The 16,099-nt window shown below is 70.8% G+C and carries 10 protein-coding genes; 6 read left to right on the forward strand and 4 right to left on the reverse strand.

The window, feature by feature from the left end; all coding sequences use genetic code 11:
* Positions 1 to 267 precede the first annotated feature (267 nt).
* A complete protein-coding gene (gene mnmG / locus K4L06_RS07520) occupies positions 268 to 2,157 on the forward strand; it encodes a tRNA uridine-5-carboxymethylaminomethyl(34) synthesis enzyme MnmG (protein WP_221670808.1) in 1,890 nt (629 codons plus the stop codon).
* A 154-nt stretch (positions 2,158 to 2,311) separates the two neighbouring features.
* Here mnmG and K4L06_RS07525 read toward each other — a convergent pair whose 3' ends face one another.
* On the reverse strand, positions 2,312 to 3,901 hold the full coding sequence (locus K4L06_RS07525; RefSeq protein ID WP_221670809.1) for a glucan biosynthesis protein D: 1,590 nt from the start codon (positions 3,899 to 3,901) through the stop codon (positions 2,312 to 2,314).
* A 369-nt stretch (positions 3,902 to 4,270) separates the two neighbouring features.
* On the opposite strand from K4L06_RS07525, the gene K4L06_RS07530 reads away from it, so the two are divergent.
* The 3 genes from K4L06_RS07530 (at position 4,271) to K4L06_RS07540 (ending at position 8,712) form a co-directional block, all read left to right on the forward strand.
* The gene (locus K4L06_RS07530; RefSeq protein ID WP_221670810.1) at positions 4,271 to 5,947 is read left to right on the forward strand and encodes an NAD(P)/FAD-dependent oxidoreductase; all 1,677 of its coding nucleotides are present in this window, start codon (positions 4,271 to 4,273) and stop codon (positions 5,945 to 5,947) included.
* A gap of 448 nt (positions 5,948 to 6,395) precedes the next feature.
* Positions 6,396 to 8,291, forward strand: a complete 1,896-nt coding sequence (locus K4L06_RS07535; RefSeq protein ID WP_221670811.1) for a peptidase M61 — start codon at positions 6,396 to 6,398, stop codon at positions 8,289 to 8,291.
* A gap of 118 nt (positions 8,292 to 8,409) precedes the next feature.
* On the forward strand, positions 8,410 to 8,712 hold the full coding sequence (locus K4L06_RS07540; protein WP_221670812.1) for a putative quinol monooxygenase: 303 nt from the start codon (positions 8,410 to 8,412) through the stop codon (positions 8,710 to 8,712).
* A gap of 178 nt (positions 8,713 to 8,890) precedes the next feature.
* Here K4L06_RS07540 and K4L06_RS07545 read toward each other — a convergent pair whose 3' ends face one another.
* Positions 8,891 to 9,463 carry a cytochrome b/b6 domain-containing protein gene (locus tag K4L06_RS07545; protein WP_221670813.1) on the reverse strand — a complete coding sequence of 191 codons (573 nt, stop codon included), beginning with the start codon at positions 9,461 to 9,463 and terminating at the stop codon, positions 8,891 to 8,893.
* A complete protein-coding gene (locus K4L06_RS07550) occupies positions 9,460 to 10,536 on the reverse strand; it encodes a catalase family peroxidase (protein WP_221670814.1) in 1,077 nt (358 codons plus the stop codon). Before K4L06_RS07550 ends, K4L06_RS07545 begins: the two co-directional genes overlap by 4 nt.
* A 226-nt stretch (positions 10,537 to 10,762) precedes the next feature.
* Here K4L06_RS07550 and K4L06_RS07555 point away from each other — a divergent pair, with 226 nt between their 5' ends.
* Both K4L06_RS07555 and K4L06_RS07560 read left to right on the forward strand, forming a co-directional pair.
* Positions 10,763 to 11,278 carry a sigma-70 family RNA polymerase sigma factor gene (locus K4L06_RS07555; RefSeq protein WP_221670815.1) on the forward strand — a complete coding sequence of 172 codons (516 nt, stop codon included), beginning with the start codon at positions 10,763 to 10,765 and terminating at the stop codon, positions 11,276 to 11,278.
* A gap of 55 nt (positions 11,279 to 11,333) precedes the next feature.
* Positions 11,334 to 12,092 (forward strand): anti-sigma factor, encoded by a 759-nt coding sequence (locus K4L06_RS07560; RefSeq protein WP_221670816.1) that lies wholly within the window; start codon positions 11,334 to 11,336, stop codon positions 12,090 to 12,092.
* A gap of 147 nt (positions 12,093 to 12,239) precedes the next feature.
* Here the strand turns inward: K4L06_RS07560 and K4L06_RS07565 are convergent, their stop codons facing one another.
* Positions 12,240 to 15,935, reverse strand: a complete 3,696-nt coding sequence (locus K4L06_RS07565) for an indolepyruvate ferredoxin oxidoreductase family protein (RefSeq protein ID WP_221670817.1) — start codon at positions 15,933 to 15,935, stop codon at positions 12,240 to 12,242.
* Between the last annotated feature and the right edge of the window lie 164 nt (positions 15,936 to 16,099).

Consider the following 16,099-nt stretch of genomic DNA (forward strand, 5'->3'; position numbering starts at 1 on the left):
GCCGCGCGCAGGCCGGTCGCCGGCCTGCAGGGCGCAATAAAAAAGGGGCCGAATGTCCCCCGACATTCGGCCCCCCGGCTTCCCCCGCGAGCGCTTGGCCAGCCCCTGTTCCAATTCCAGCCGGCGTCTAGCGCCTGCCCCGCAAGGTGCACGTGTATCCCAAGCATGAAGTGTGCCAACTCTGAGTGAAGCCCCCGGCCGGTCCCTGGCCGTAAAATCAGCGCCGGGTCGTCCGTGGGCGACGACCGTTGCGGCGACGACGAAGCGATGAGCGATTCTTTCTACCAATACGACGTGATCGTGGTCGGCGGCGGCCACGCCGGCACCGAGGCCGCGCTGGCCGCGGCGCGCGCCGGCGCGCGCACGCTGCTGCTGACCCATTCGGTGGAGACGGTCGGCGCGATGAGCTGCAACCCGGCCATCGGCGGCATCGGCAAGGGCCACCTGGTCAAGGAGATCGACGCTCTTGGCGGGGTCATGGGCCACGCCGCCGACGCCGCCGGCATCCAGTGGCGCCGGCTCAACGCCAGCAAGGGCCCGGCCGTGCGCGCCACCCGCTGCCAGGCCGATCGCGCCTTGTACCGCGGCTTCATCCGCCGCGCGGTCGAGGCCCAGCCGGGCCTGACCCTGTTCCAGGCCGCGGTCGACGACATCGAATTCGACGCCGGCCGGGTGGCCGGCGTGCTGACCCAGACCGGCCTGCGCTTCCGCGCGCCGGCGGTGGTGCTGACCGCCGGCACCTTCCTCGCCGGCAAGGTCCACGTCGGCCAGACCACCTACGCCGCCGGCCGCGCCGGCGATCCGCCCGCGATCGCGCTGGCGGCGCGGCTGCGCGAAGGCCCGTTCGTGGTCGACCGGCTCAAGACCGGCACCCCGCCGCGCATCGACGGCCGCAGCCTGGACTACTCGGTGATGGAAGAGCAGCCGGGCGACGATCCGCGTCCGGTCATGTCCTTCCTCGGCACGCGGGCCGACCATCCGCGTCAGGTGTCGTGCTGGATCACCCATACCAGCGAGCGCACCCACGAGATTATCCGCGGCGCGCTCGACCGCTCGCCGCTGTACACCGGCCAGATCGAAGGCATCGGCCCGCGCTACTGCCCCTCGATCGAGGACAAGGTGGTGCGCTTCGCCGAGAAGGCCAGCCACCAGATCTTCGTCGAGCCCGAAGGCCTGGACGTGGCCGAGATCTATCCGAACGGGATCTCGACCTCGCTGCCGTTCGACGTCCAGCTCGAACTGGTGCGTTCGATCCGCGGCTTCGAGCAGGCCCACATCACCCGCCCGGGCTACGCGATCGAATACGACTTCTTCGATCCGCGCGGGCTCAAGACCACGCTGGAGACCAAGTCGGTCGCCGGGCTGTTCTTCGCCGGCCAGATCAACGGCACCACCGGCTACGAAGAGGCCGCTGCGCAGGGCCTGCTGGCCGGGGTCAACGCCGCCCGCTTCGTGCTCGGCCGCGAGGGCTGGAGCCCGCGCCGCGACGAGGCCTACCTGGGCGTGCTGGTCGACGACCTGATCACCCACGGCACCAGCGAGCCCTACCGCATGTTCACCTCGCGCGCCGAGTACCGGCTGCAGCTGCGCGAGGACAACGCCGACCTGCGCCTGACCCCGTTCGGGCGCGAGCTGGGCCTGGTCGACGACGCGCGCTGGGATGCGTTCGCGCGCAAGCGCGAGGCGATCGAGCGCGAGACCGCGCGCCTGGGCGCGGTCTGGGCGGCGCCGAACAATGCCCTGGGACGCGAGATCGCCCAGACCCTCGGGGTCGAGGTCAGCCGCGAAAGCAGCGCGCGCGATCTGCTCAAGCGCCCCGAGCTGGACTACGCCAAGCTGATGCAGGTGGCTTCGCTGGGGCCGGCGGTGGCCGATGCGGAGGTCGCCGAGCAGGTCGAGATCGGGGTCAAGTACGCCGGCTACCTGGATCGCCAGCGCGACGAGATCGAGCGCCAGCAGCGCAACGAGAGCACGCCGATTCCGGATGGCTTCGACTACGCCGCGGTGCGCGGCCTGTCGGCGGAAGTGCAGCAGAAGCTGGAGCGGGTGCGCCCGCAGACGGTCGGCCAGGCCCAGCGCATCCCCGGCATGACCCCGGCGGCGATTTCGCTGTTGCTGGTGCACCTGACCCGCGCGCGACGCACCCGGGTGGCTTGAGCCGGGCGCCGGCGTCGCCGCCCGATCAAGGCCGCGACGCCGAAGCCGCCTTGATGCTGCGATTGCGGCTGTAGGAGCGACGCGAGTCGCGACCGCGTCCTGCAGTTGCGTCGCAAGTTTCGCCGTAGCCGCGTTGCCGCGACCGCATCGCCGCTCAATAGAGCTTGCGTTCGCCCTTCGTCGGCGGCGACCACTGGTACAGCCAGGTTTCGCTCAGCGCGCCGCTGGCGTCGCGCAGGAACAGGCGCAGGTCGAGCTGCTCGGTGGCATCGCCCGGCGGCACCGCGTCGAACATCGCCCGGTAGCCGCCGATCTCGTGCAGCGGCCGGCACGACACGGTTTCCAGGCGGCCGCCGCGGCCGATCTGCAGCACCGGTTCGACCGTGGCCTTGCGCTTGGCCAGCTCGGCCAGGCGGCCGCCGGCGAAGTCGACCGCGAAGCGCCAGGAAAAATAATCGCGCTTGAAGCCGATCCGTCCGCCCAGGCCGGTGCGGGTGGCGACGCAGCGCGCCAGGCTCGGCGCCGCCGGCGGCTGCGCGCCCCAGTACAGACGGTAGCCGTACAGCAGTTCCTGCCCGGCCTGCGGTTTCTCGCGCGGGTTCCAGAACGCGACGATGTTGTCGAAAGATTCGTCGACGGTCGGGATCTCGACCAACTGCACCGAACCGGCGCCCCAGCCCTGCTTGGGTTCGACCCACAGGCAGGGGCGCTTCTCGTAGAACACGCCGTCGTCCTGGTAGTGGTCGAAGTTGCGGTCGCGCTGCAGCAGGCCGAAACCGCGCGGGTTCTCGTCGGCGAACATGTTGAAACGCAACTGCTCGGGATTGCACAGCGGACGCCAGATCCATTCGCCGCCGCCGGTCCACATCGCCAGGCCGTCGGTGTCGTGGATCTCCGGGCGCCAGTCCCAGTCCATGCGGCGGTCGTTCTCGCCGACCTGGTACATGCTGGTGCACGGGCCCAGCCCCATGCGTTCGATGCGCTTGCGCGGATACAGCGCGCAATCGATGTCCATCAGCAGCACGTCGCCCGGGGTGATCGCGAAGCGGTAAGCACCAGCGATGCTGGGCGAGTCGAGCAGGGCGTAGACCACCAGGGTGTCCGAGCCCGGGTCCGGGCGTTCCAGCCAGAACGCGGTGAAATCGGGGAATTCCTCGGGCCGGCCGGTGCCGGTGTCGATCGCCAGGCCGCGCGCCGACTGGCCGTACTGGCCTTCGCCGCCGACCGCGCGGAAATAGCTGGCGCCGAGGAAGGCGGCGAAATCGCGTTCCGGATCGCGTCGGGTGTTGAGGCGGAAACCGGCGAAGCCCAGGTCGGCCGGCAGCGGCTTGCCGTCCAGGCCGCTGCGGCGGCGGTCGAACATCGCCGGGTCGTAGCCGATCTCGCGCGCCTGGCCGCCGGCGACTTCGTACATGCGCACGGCCGACTTGAAGAACAGGCCGAGGTGGAAGAACTGGGCCAGGAACTTGCCGTCGTCCGCGCCCCACAGGGCATGGTCGCGCTGGAAGCGGATCGACTGGTACTGGTCCCAGTCCATCGCCGCGACCGGCGCCGGCAGGGCGGTATTGCGGGCGACGTAGGCGCGCTCGGCCAACGCCCGGGCCTGGCCCTTGAGGGTGGCGAAGTCGAACGGCTGCGGCGGGCCGAGGCGGGTCGAGGGCGCGGCGAAGGCCAGCACCGGCAGGGGCAGGCCGGCGGCGGCGAGGGCGCCGGCGGCGCGCTTGAGAAACTGGCGTCGGATCATGGGGCAGGCGACGTCGTGGCAACGGGACGGAGCATGCTAGCCAATACCGGCGCGGCGATGGTTATGCGGGCGTTGAGGGCGCGGCTGGGGCGGCCTGATCCGTCCTGCGGGCCCCCCGATCGAGTGCGCTCCGGGGGCGGGCTCTTCTCCCGCAAGCGGGAGAAGGGGAATTCGACGATTTGCGCAGCGCAGCGAGCGCTTCCCGCCCCTCGCCCGCGGCGGCGACCGAAGGAAGTGCAAAGCCGACCGAAGCAGGCGCAAAGCGGAGCGGGCCGGAGCGAGGGCCGTCCGGCGCCGGGTCGTCGCGAAACCGGCGCCCCACGCCGCGGCCAGAAAACCGCTCGCGACCGAAGCCTCTAGAATATCGCCATGCTTCGACTCACCGACCTCCGACTGCCGCTGGACCATCCGGCCAGCGCGCTCACCGACGCCATCCTCGCCCGCCTCGGCCTCGCCGCGGCCGAACTGACCGGCTACACCGTCGCCAAGCGCAGCTACGACGCGCGCAAGCGCGGCGGCATCGAACTGATCTATTCGATCGACGTGGACACGCCGCGCGCGGCCGAGATCCTGCAGCGCGAGCAGGCCGCCGCGGCAGCGACCGCCGGCGCGCGCAAGGGCGCGGCCGATGCGGGCAAGGTCAAGGTGCTGCCGACCCCGGACACCGAATACAAATTCGTCGCCCGCGCGCCGGAGGCGCTGCCGCTGCGGCCGATCGTGATCGGCATGGGCCCCTGCGGCCTGTTCGCCGGCCTGGTGCTGGCGCAGATGGGCTTCCGTCCGATCATCCTGGAACGCGGCAAGGCGGTGCGCGAGCGCACCGTCGACACCTTCGGCCTGTGGCGCAAGCGCGTGCTCAATCCGGAGTCGAACGTGCAGTTCGGCGAAGGCGGCGCCGGCACCTTTTCCGACGGCAAGCTCTACAGCCAGATCAGCGACAAGCAGCACCACGGCCGCAAGGTGCTGACCGAGTTCGTCAAGGCCGGCGCGCCGGAGGAGATCCTCTACGTCAGCAAGCCGCACATCGGCACCTTCCGCCTGGTCTCGATGGTCGAGAACATGCGCGAAACCATCGAGTCGCTGGGCGGCGAAATCCGCTTCTCGCAGCGGGTCGAGGACGTGCTGATCGAGGACGGGCAACTGCGCGGCGTGGCGCTCGCCGACGGCAGCCAATTGCGCGCCGACCACGTGGTGCTGGCGGTCGGCCACAGCGCGCGCGACACCTTCGCGATGCTGCACGCGCGCGGCGTGCACATGGAAGCCAAGCCGTTCTCGATCGGGTTCCGCATCGAGCATCCGCAGTCGCTGATCGACCGCGCCCGCTTCGGTCCGCAGGCCGGCCACGAGATCCTCGGCGCGGCCGACTACAAGCTGGTCCATCACTGCCGCAACGGCCGCTCGGTGTACAGCTTCTGCATGTGTCCGGGCGGCACCGTGGTCGCGGCCGCGAGCGAGCCCGGGCGAGTGGTCACCAACGGCATGAGCCAGTACTCGCGCAACGAGCGCAACGCCAATGCGGCGATCGTGGTCGGCATCACCCCCGAGGACTATCGCGCCTACGACGACAGCGACAGCCCGCTGGCCGGCATCGCCCTGCAGCGGCATTGGGAGGCGCAGGCCTTCGCCCTGGGCGGCGGCGAATACGACGCGCCCGGCCAGACCGTCGGCGATTTCCTCGCCGGCCGGCCCTCGACCGCGCTCGGCGCGGTGCAGCCGTCGTACACGCCGGGCGTGCGCCTGACCGATCTGGGCGACTCGCTGCCCGAGTACGCGATCGCGGCGATCCGCGAAGCCTTGCCGGCGTTCGACAAGCAGATCAAGGGCTTCGCCATGGCCGACGCGATGTTGACCGGGGTGGAGACGCGCACCTCCTCGCCGGTGCGGATCGCCCGCGGTCCCGACGGCCACAGCCTCAACACCCGCGGCCTGTTCCCGGCCGGCGAAGGCGCGGGCTATGCCGGCGGCATCCTGTCGGCGGGCGTGGACGGGATCAAGGCCGCCGAAGCGGTGGCGTTGAGCATCATGGCGGGCCTGGGCCGCGGCTGAGACCGGGGCCTGTTCGCGGCGATCGACTGCGGTCGCGGCCGGATCTTCGCCCGGCGCGTTCAATCCGCAAACCGATCCTCTTGCCTGGATAAAGCCCTGGGCTCCCGCCTTCGCGGGAGCGACGGTAGGAAGGGCCCGCCGCGCCTCTCCGATGCGTCATTTCGCGTTCGCGGGAACGATGATAGGCGGGCTTCGTCGCGTCTCCGCAAACCCGTCATCCCCGCGAAAGCGGGGATCCAGAGGCTTCAGCGCCATGCCCCGACGAAGTTCCGGGCTCCCGCCTTGGCGCAAACCACGGCGGCAGGCTCGCCTTGTCCCCTCGTTGCGTTTGCCTTGTGCGCGATCGGGCCAAGCCCGGCCCGGCGGGTCGCGGCCATGCCGAATGGCAGGGGGCAGGGCGGGTGCGATGGGTAGGATGCGGGATCGTCTTCGCGCAACCGGACTCGCCATGCCCCGACTCGCCGTCGCCGCCCTGCCGCTGCTGATCGCCACCGCTCTCGCCACGGCCCCGGCCGCCGCACAGACCGCGCCGCCGGCGCCGGCGGCCGCTTCCGTCGTCATGCGCCTGGAGGTCGACGCCAGCGACCTGTCGCGGCGGGTGCTGCACGCGCGGCAACGCATCGCGGTGCGGGCCGGCGCGCTGACCCTGCTGTATCCGCAATGGATCCAGGGCAATCATTCGCCGACCGGGCCGATCGACAAGCTCGCCGGCCTGCGCATCCGCGGCAACGGCCAGGCCATCGCCTGGCAGCGCGACCCGCTCAACGTCTACGCGTTCAAGCTGGTCGTGCCCGAAGGCGTGAGCGAGCTGGAGCTGAGTTTCGACGTGCTGACCCCGACCGCCGGCAACCAGGGCCGGGTGGTGATGACGCCGGATGTGCTCAACCTGCAATGGAACCAGGTCGCGCTGTACCCGGCCGGGATCCCGGCGCCCAGCATCGAGGTCGCGTCCAGCCTGACCCTGCCGGCCGGCTGGCAGGCCGGCACCGCGCTGGAACTGGAAGCGCGCGACGGCGACCGCCTGCGCTATCGCCCGGTGCCGCTGCACACCCTGCTGGACTCGCCGGTGTTCGCCGGCCGCCACTACAAGCAGTTCGACCTCGCCCCCGGAGCCAAGATTCCGGTCCGGCTCAACGTGGTCGCCGACGCAGCCAAGTACCTGGAAGCCAAGCCCGAGCAGCTCAAGCCGCATCGCGAACTGGTGACGCAGGCCGGGCGGCTGTTCGGTTCGCAGCCTTACGACCGCTACGACTTCCTGTTGTCGCTGTCGGGCCAGCTCAGCGGCATCGGCCTGGAGCATCACCGCTCCAGCGAGAACGGCGTCGACGCCGACTACTTCACCGGCTGGGACGGCGGCAGCGCGACCGGCCGCGACCTGCTCGCGCACGAATTCGTCCATGCCTGGAACGGCAAATACCGGCGCCCGACCGGGCTGGTGGCCGACAACTTCAACCAGCCCTTGAACGACGAACTGCTGTGGGTCTACGAAGGCCAGACCCAGTACTGGGGCTATGTGCTGGCCGCGCGCTCGGGCCTGTGGAAGCCCGAGTTCGCCCGCGACGCGCTGGCCCAGGTGGTGGCGCGCTACGCCCACGACCGCCCGGGCCTGGCCTGGCGCAGCTTGCAGGACACCACCTACGACCCGGTGATCGCCCAGCGCCGGGCCAAGCCCTACGGCAGCTACCAGCTCAGCGAGGACTACTACAGCGGCGGCCAGTTGGTCTGGCTCGCGGTCGACGCCAAGCTGCGCGAGCTCAGCGGCGACAAGCGTTCGCTCGACGATTTCGCCCGCGGCTTCTTCGGCGGCGAGAACGGCGACTACCAGGTCAAGCCCTATGCCTTCGAGGACGTGGTCGCGACGCTGAACCGCGTCGCCGCGTTCGACTGGGCCGGCTTCCTGCGCCAGCGCCTGGACGCCCACGCGCCGCCGCTCGACGGCCTGGCCGCGAGCGGCTGGAAGCTGAGCTTCGCCGACACTCCGAGCGAGTACCAGAAACTCGCCGAGGGCGAGCGCAAGGCGACCGACCTGACCTATTCGCTGGGCATGAGCGTGGCCAACAGCGACGCCAACGTGGTCTCGGTGCGTTGGGACGGGCCGGCCTTCGACGCCGGCATCGCGCCCGGCAGCGTGCTGCTGGCGGTGAACGGTTATGCCGCCAACGGCGAACGGCTCAAGGATGCGGTGACCGCGGCCAAGGACGGCAAGCCGATCGAGCTGATCGTCAAGAACGCCGACCTGGTGCGCACGGTGCGGATCGATTACCGCGAAGGCCTGAAGTATCCGCGCCTGGAGCGCATCGAAGGCACCCCGGACCGCCTGACCAGGATCTTCGCGCCGAAGTGAGCGATGCCCGGTGCGGCGGCGCAATGCGCCGCGGCTGTCCGCGATCCGCCCTCGATTCGGCGCTACAGTCGCGACGGCCCCGGCCCACGCCGTCCCTTCTTCTTCGGATGCCCCCGCCATGTACGGACTGATCGGAAAAATGACCGCCGTCGCCGGCCAGCGCGATGCGCTGCTGGCGATCCTGCTCGACGGCATCGAGGCGATGCCCGGCTGCCTGAGCTACGTGGTCGCGCGCGATCCCAAGGACGCCGACGCGATCTGGATCACCGAGGTCTGGGACCGCGCCGACAGCCATCGCGCCTCGCTGGCGCTGCCGCAGGTGCAGGCGGCGATCGCCCAGGCCCGGTCCTTGATCGCCGGCTTCGATTCGCACGTCGAAACCGAACCGGTCGGCGGGCACGGATTGACTAGGGCCGGTTAACGCCGGCGCACCGCGTTTGCTAGCCGACGCCGGCGAGCGTGCCGGCATCGGGGGTGGAGCGGTGCCCCTCGCGGACTTCCTTCGGTCACAAGCCGCGACGGCGAAACCGCAGCGACGGCATCGACGCGGTCCGCGATCGCGCTTGCGGGAGCTTCCCGCGCTGCGCGAGCGCCCTGCTTCAGCCCGCCTCGTCTTCGGCTGCCGGGACGGTATCGCGCTTTCGCCACAGCATGCTGCGCAACACTCCGTCGTGGCGGATCAAGCCGTGATGCAGGGCCGCGCCCAGGTGCAGCAGCACCAGCGCGAACAAGGCATAGGCCAGGGTCCGGTGCAGCCAGCGCAACGGCGCGAACCAGGCCGGGTCGAACGGCACGATCGGCGGCAGCCGCAGGCCGGCGCCGAGTTCGATCGGATAGCCGCCGGCCGACAGCATCGCCCAACCGATCAGCGGCATCGCCAGCATCAGCGCGTACAGCAGCCAATGCGAGATGCGCGCGGCCCACCGCTGCGCCGCGCCGAGTTCGCGCGGCAGCGGCGGCGGCCGATGCCGCCGCCGCAACGCCAGGCGCAGCACCGCCAGCGCCAGGATCGCGATCCCCAGCGGCTTGTGCAGCGCCAGCAGCCAGGCGTGCCGCTCCGATACGCTCGCGACCAGGCCCGCGCCGACGAACAGCATCGTCAGGATCATGATCGCCATCAGCCAGTGCAGGACGCGCGCCGGCCACCAGAACATCGTCTCGTCGCGGTTCATCGTGCGCTCTCCTGGGGCGGACGGCCGCCGGCGCGCGCGATTTCGGCGCTGCGGCGGCGGTAGGACTCGGCATAGGCGGCCGAGCGCGCCGGCAGCAGCGGATCGGCCGAAGCGACGATGCCGTCGGGCAGGATCAGCGGGTCGTAGTTGATGTCGCGGCAGGCGCCGCTGTCCTGGTCCTGGGCGCGCTCGATCACCACCGTGCCGGCGTCGATCTGTTCGCGTTGCGCGGGCCAGGCCCGGCTGGCGTCGTCGACCGGATCGCCGGGCGCGGCCAGGGTCGCCCACAACGTCCAACGCAGTGGCCCGCGGGCGAGGCGTTGTTGTAGTTCGGCGCCGAGCGTCTCGCGCTCCTGCGCGCCCAGCGGCGCGGCGGCCGCGCCGTTGTCGGGTTCGACCCGCCAACGCACCGCCCGGCGCGCGCCGTCGGCGGCGACGAAGTAGAACGCGTTGAGGCCGTAGTAAGGCTCGGTCGCATAGCTGGCCGACGGCCGCTGGTCCTTGATCCAGGCGCGGAACGCGGCGGTTTCCGGATGCGCGGCGAAGAAGGCCTGCTGCCGCGCCGGATCGGGCTTGCCGGTGGCCGGATCGGGCGCGGTGGCGCGCAGTTGTTCGTAGAACGCCTGCGGCGTGGCGACCGGAAACACCGGCATGTTGTTCATGCCGGTGCGCCATTGCTGGCCGTCGGCCTGGATCAGGCGCAGGGCCAGGCTGCGGATCGGCACGCCGCCGTCGGGTGCATGCGGGTTGCCGCCGGGCAGGGCGAAGCGGCCGACCAGCGGGGTGCGGGCGCCGGGCGCGAACAGCGCCGCGCGCGAATAGCGCGCGGCCGCGCCGCTGCTGTCGAAGCGGCCGATCACGCACACGCCCTTGGCATGGTTGCGGCGATAGCCCGGATGCGCGCCGCCGTTGGCCTGCAACTGGTCGACCAGGCGCTGCGGGGTCAGCCGTTGCGGGTCGAGCGGGCCGGCGACGTAGGCGAAAACGGCGCCGAGGCCGCCGACCGCGAGCGCGATCAGGGCCCAGCGAGCGAGGGGGACGGGCGGTCGGGGCGGGGCGAGAGGCTCGTTCATGGGCAAGGCCGTGGCTGCGATACTGGATACGACGCGCGCCGGCGCGGCTTATTCCCGCCGGGATTAGGGATTCGTGATTGGGGATTGGCCAAGCGCGACGCTGCCCTTTGTAGGAGCGGCGTCCCACGGGGATTTCCTTCGGTCATAAGCCGCGACCGCGCCGCGGGAATAAACTGCGGCCGGCGGCGTCCTACGGACGAACCCTCTCCGAATCGGCTCTGCGCTCATGTCCCCGCACGAACTCGACCAGGCTCTGCGCGAACAACTGCCCTCGCTGCGACGCTTCGCCCGCTGGCTGGCGCGCGACCCGCACGCCGCCGACGATCTGGTCCAGAGCGCGCTGGAACGCGCGATCGCCGGCTGGGGCCAGCGCCGCGACGCGGCGGCGCTGCGGCCGTGGCTGTTCTCGATCCTCTACCGCCAGTTCCTCGACGGCCAGCGCCGCGCCCAGCGCTACGCCGGCCTGCTCGCGCGGATCGGCCTGGGGGCGGCGGAAAGCCAGCCTTCGGCCGAACGCGAGGTGGTCGCGCGCTCGGCGCTGGAAGCCTTGCAGCAGTTGCCGGTGGAGCAGCGCAGCCTGCTGTTGTGGGTGTCGGTCGAAGGCCTGAGCTATCAGCAAGTGGCCGAGATCCTCGAGGTGCCTATCGGCACGGTGATGTCGCGGCTGTCGCGCGCGCGCCAGGCGTTGCGGCGCCTCAGCGAAGGCGAGACCGCGACGCCGCCGCTGAGGCTGCTGAAATGAGGTCGTCGCGCCGCATTCCGCGCCGCCGTATTCCGTTTACGTTTGCGAGTTCCGTATGAGCCACTACGCCCCCGACGAACACGACCTGCACGCCTACATCGACGGACGCCTGGCGCCCGAGCGTCGCGCCGAGGTCGAGGCCTGGCTGGCGCGCCAGCCCGAACGGCTGGCCGAACTGCAGGCCTGGCAGCGCGACGCGCAGCAACTGCGCGCTGGCCTCGCCGGCGCCGCGCCGCCGCCCGATCCGCTGCTCGACCCCGCGCGCCTGCGCGCCGGCCTCGCGCGCCGGCGCAGCGCGCGCTACGCGGTCGCCGCGACGGTGTTGCTGAGCCTGGGCGTCGGCGGCATCGGCGGCTGGCAGGCGCGCGAATGGAGCCGCCCCGCGCCGCGGTCGATGATCGCGACCGCGCCGATGGCCGACGCGATCGCCGCGCACCGATTGTTCGCCGCGCGCCGCGATCTGCGCACCGATGCCGGCGCCGGCGAGGTGCAGGCGTGGCTGGATGCGAACTTCCGCGAGCCCATGCGCCTGCCCGACCTGAGCGCCGCAGGCTATCGTCCGGTGAGCGCGCGCGCGCTCGCCACCGACCAGGGCGCCGCGGCGCTGGTGCTGTACCAGGACCCGACCGGCGCGGCGATCAGCTTCTACATCCGCCCGCCGGGTCCGCGCCATTACCTGCTGCCGCGCGGCGACCGCCGCGACGGCGGCCTGCTGGCCCAGTACTGGTCGCGCGGCGGCTACAACTACGCGATGGTCAGCGCCGGCGACGAGGCCAGCGCGGGCCTGGTGCGGCAAGCCCTGCGGGCGATCTGAAGCGCGGCGGCGGGCCGCTCTCGCAGCGTCCGCGAATACCGTCGCGGCCGAACCGCGATCTCCGCCGTCCTCGCCGCCCGGGCCGGGCGCGCAAAACGAAACGCCCCGCAAGCGCGGGGCGTTTCGTCGTCGCAGGTGCCGGCCGGCTCAGGCCGCCTGCACGATCCGCAGCGGGTTGCGGAATTCCTTCAGCAGCTCCGCTTCGCGCGCCTTGGCCTTGTGCAGGTGGTCTTCCTTGACGTGGCCGTAGCCGCGGATGTGCTCGGGGATGCTGGCGATTTCCGCCGCCAGGTCGACGTTGCCGCCGTCCAGCGAGGACAGCAGGTCGCCGACGGTCTGCTCGTACTCGGCGATCAGGCGGCGTTCCATCTTGCGCTCTTCGGTGTAGCCGAAGATGTCGAAGGTGCCGCCGCGCAGGCCGCGCAGCTTGGCCATCCACTTGAACGCGGTGAACACCCAGGGGCCGAACTCCTGCTTGATCAGCCGGCCCTGCGCGTCCTTCTTCGCCAGCAGCGGCGGGGCGAGGTGGAACTTGAGCTTGTAGTCGCCGTCGAACTGCTGCTGCAGGCGGCGCTGGAACTCGCCGCTGGTGTACAGGCGCGCGACTTCGTACTCGTCCTTGTAGGCCATCAGCTTGAAGAAGTAGCGCGCCACCGCCTCGGCCAGATCGGTCGAGCCCGGCGCCTTCTTCTGTTCGGCCTCGCGCACCTTGGCGACGAAGTCGCTGTAGCGCTTGGCGTAGGCGGCGTCCTGGTAGTCGGTGAGGAAGGCGACGCGGCGCGCGATCAGTTCGTCGAGCGAGCGCGACAGGCGCAGGTCGTCGAGCGGCAGGAAGGCGACGCCGTCGCCGTCGGCGGCCGTCGCCGGCACGTGGCGCAGTTCGTCTTCGTTGCGGGTCGCGCGCGGCGCCGAGGTCGCGCCCCATTCGTTGCCTTCCCATTCGCCGGGCTTGAGGTGCGGCAGATCGTGCGGGGTGGCTTCGGCGGCGGTCGGCACCTTGCGGACCACGCCGGCGGCTTCGGCCACCGCGCGCGGATCGATCGCGGCCAGGCGGCCCCAGGCGAAGGCGGTCTTGTTCATCTCGATCGCCGCGCCGTTGAGCTCGATCGCGCGCATCAGCGCATCGAAGGCGATCGGCACCAGCGCGCGCTGCCAGGCGTAGCCGAGGATGAACAGGTTGGCGGCGATGGCGTCGCCGAGCAGGGCGGTGGCGAGCTGGGTCGCGTCGACCAGGTGCGGGTCCTGGTCGCCGAGCGCGAGCTTGATCGCGGCGACGATGTCGGTGGCCGGGAACTGCATGTCCGGACGGGTGGTGAAGGTGCCCGGCATCGCTTCGTAGCTGTTGAGCACGACCTGGCTGCGGCCGGCGCGGATCTTCGACAGCGCCCAGTAGTCGTTGACCACGACCATGTCGCAGCCCAGCACCAGGTCGGCCTCGCCGGCGGCGATGCGCACGGCGTGGATGTCTTCCGGGGTCTTGGCGATGCGGATGTGGGTGGTGACCGCGCCGCCCTTCTGCGCCAGGCCGGTCTGGTCGAGCACGCTGGCGCCCTTGCCTTCCAGGTGGCCGGCCATGCCGAGCAGGGCGCCGATGGTGACCACGCCGGTGCCGCCGACGCCGGTGATGAGGATGTTCCAGGGCTGGTCCAGCGACGGCAGCACCGGCATCGGCAGGTCGGACAAGCGGTCCTTGGCCGACGAGCCCTTCTTCTTCTTCAGCCCGCCGCCTTCGACGGTGACGAAGCTGGGGCAAAAACCATTCACGCAGGAATAGTCCTTGTTGCAGTTCGACTGGTCGATCTCGCGCTTGCGGCCGAACTCGGTTTCCTTCGGCAGCACCGAGACGCAGAACGACTTCTTGCCGCAATCGCCGCAGCCTTCGCAGACCAGGGTGTTGACCATCACCCGCTTCTGCGGGTCGACCATCTTGCCGCGCTTGCGCCGGCGGCGCTTCTCGGTGGCGCAGGTCTGGTCGTAGATCAGCACGCTGACGCCCTTGACCGTGCGCAGGCGCTTCTGGATCGCGTCCAGTTCCTTGCGGTCGTGGAACTCGACGTCGCTGGGGAACAGCTCGCGCTTGTTCCACTTGGCGATGTCGTCCGACAACAGGACGATCGTGTGCACGCCTTCCGAACGCACCTGGTGGGCGATCTGCGGCACCGACAGTTGGCCGTCGACCGGCTGGCCGCCGGTCATCGCCACCGCGTCGTTGTAGAGGATCTTGTAGGTGATGTTGACGCCGGCGGCGACCGACTGGCGGATCGCCAGCGAGCCGCTGTGGAAATAGGTGCCGTCGCCGAGGTTCTGGAACACGTGATCGGTTTCGGTGAAACCGGCCTGGCCGCACCAGGTCACGCCTTCGCCGCCCATCTGGGTGAAGGTGTTGGTGTCGCGGTCCATCCAGGTGACCATGTAATGGCAGCCGATGCCGCCGAGCGCGCGCGACCCTTCCGGCACCACCGTGGAGGTGTTGTGCGGGCAGCCCGAGCAGTAGTGCGGCACGCGCGGGAACGCGGCGCGCGGCAGGGCCAGCTCGCTTTCCTTCTCCTCCATCCAGCGCAGCACGTTCTGCATCTGCTCGGAGTTGTGGAAACGCTGGATGCGGCGCGCGATCACGCCGGCGATGCGCGCCGGGGTCAGCTCGCCGGTCGAGGGCAGGATCCACTCGCCGTTCTCGTCGTACTTGCCGACGATCGACGGGCGGCGGCCACCGTCCCAGTTGTACATCGACTCCTTCATCTGGCTTTCGATGAAGGCGTGCTTCTCCTCGACCACCAGGATGTCGTCCAGGCCGCGCGCGAACGCACGCAGGCCGACCGGCTCCAGCGGCCAGGTCATGCCGACCTTGTACACGCGGATGCCCAGGTCGGCGCAGGCGCGCGCGTCCAGGCCCAGGTATTCCAGGGCCTGCAGCACGTCGAGGTAGCTCTTGCCGGTGGTGATGATGCCCAGGCGCGGGGTCGGCGAATCGATCACGATCCGGTCGATGCGGTTGGCGCGGGCGAAGGCCTGCGCGGCCTTGACCGCGTACTGGTGCAGGCGCATCTCCTGGTCCATCGGCGGGTCCGGCCAGCGGATGTTGAGCCCGCCCGGCGGCACCACGAAGTCGTCGGGAGTGACGATCTGCAGCGCCAGCGGATTGACGTCGACCGAGGCCGAGGATTCGACCGTCTCGGCGATGGTCTTGAAGCCGACCCAGCGGCCGGTGTAGCGCGACATCGCCCAGCCGATCAGGCCCATGTCGAGGATGTCCTGCACCCCGGCCGGGTTGAGGATCGGCATCATCGCGCTGGTGAACTCGCCTTCCGAGCCGTGCGGCAGGGTCGAGGAGCGGCAAGCGTGGTCGTCGGCGGCCAGCGCCAGCACGCCGCCGTACTTGCTGGTGCCGGCGGCATTGGCGTGCTTGAACACGTCGCCGGTGCGGTCCACGCCCGGGCCCTTGCCGTACCACATGCCGTACACGCCCTCGACCTTGGCGCCCGGGAACAGGTTGGTCTGCTGGGTGCCCCAGACCATGGTCGCGCCCAGGTCCTCATTGAGGCCCGGGGTGAACTTCACTCCGGACGCTTCCAGGTGCTTGCGCGCGCGCCACAGCTCCAGGTCGAAACCGCCCAGCGGCGAGCCGCGGTAACCGGAGATGAAGCCGGCGGTGTTCAGCCCCGCGGCCTGGTCGCGCAGCCGCTGCATCAGCGGCAGGCGCACCAGCGCCTGCACGCCGGACAGATAGATGCGGCCTTCCTGACGGGTGTACTTGTGCTCCAGGGTGTAATCCGGATCGAGTACGGAATTGGTCAGTTCGGTGTTCGCCGAGGACGGCGAGCTGAGTTCTGCGGTGCTGGTCATGGCGGGCTCTCGCGGCGGTGCCGCGGGTTGGCTGGCGGGGGCGGGGCGGCGTCCGGCGGGACGGCGGTGGCGCGCCGAGGCCCGAACAAAGACTCGGAATTATAGCCTTTGTGCCGAATCGGGCCGCCAGGCGGCGCCCGGGAGCGCCCGGCCGGGCGGCGCGC

It is taken from the genome of Lysobacter sp. BMK333-48F3 (assembly GCF_019733395.1).
Taxonomy (GTDB): domain Bacteria; phylum Pseudomonadota; class Gammaproteobacteria; order Xanthomonadales; family Xanthomonadaceae; genus Lysobacter.

Bases quoted from the DNA above. Each gene is read 5' to 3' on its own strand.
- K4L06_RS07545 (WP_221670813.1), bottom strand. From the start codon at position 9,463: ATGAACCGCGACGAGACGATGTTCTGGTGGCCGGCGCGCGTCCTGCAC.
- K4L06_RS07530 (WP_221670810.1), top strand. From the start codon at position 4,271: ATGCTTCGACTCACCGACCTCCGACTGCCGCTGGACCATCCGGCCAGC.
- K4L06_RS07535 (WP_221670811.1), top strand. From the start codon at position 6,396: ATGCCCCGACTCGCCGTCGCCGCCCTGCCGCTGCTGATCGCCACCGCT.
- K4L06_RS07540 (WP_221670812.1), top strand. From the start codon at position 8,410: ATGTACGGACTGATCGGAAAAATGACCGCCGTCGCCGGCCAGCGCGAT.
- K4L06_RS07565 (WP_221670817.1), bottom strand. From the start codon at position 15,935: ATGACCAGCACCGCAGAACTCAGCTCGCCGTCCTCGGCGAACACCGAA.
- K4L06_RS07525 (WP_221670809.1), bottom strand. From the start codon at position 3,901: ATGATCCGACGCCAGTTTCTCAAGCGCGCCGCCGGCGCCCTCGCCGCC.
- K4L06_RS07550 (WP_221670814.1), bottom strand. From the start codon at position 10,536: ATGAACGAGCCTCTCGCCCCGCCCCGACCGCCCGTCCCCCTCGCTCGC.
- K4L06_RS07555 (WP_221670815.1), top strand. From the start codon at position 10,763: ATGTCCCCGCACGAACTCGACCAGGCTCTGCGCGAACAACTGCCCTCG.
- mnmG (WP_221670808.1), top strand. From the start codon at position 268: ATGAGCGATTCTTTCTACCAATACGACGTGATCGTGGTCGGCGGCGGC.
- K4L06_RS07560 (WP_221670816.1), top strand. From the start codon at position 11,334: ATGAGCCACTACGCCCCCGACGAACACGACCTGCACGCCTACATCGAC.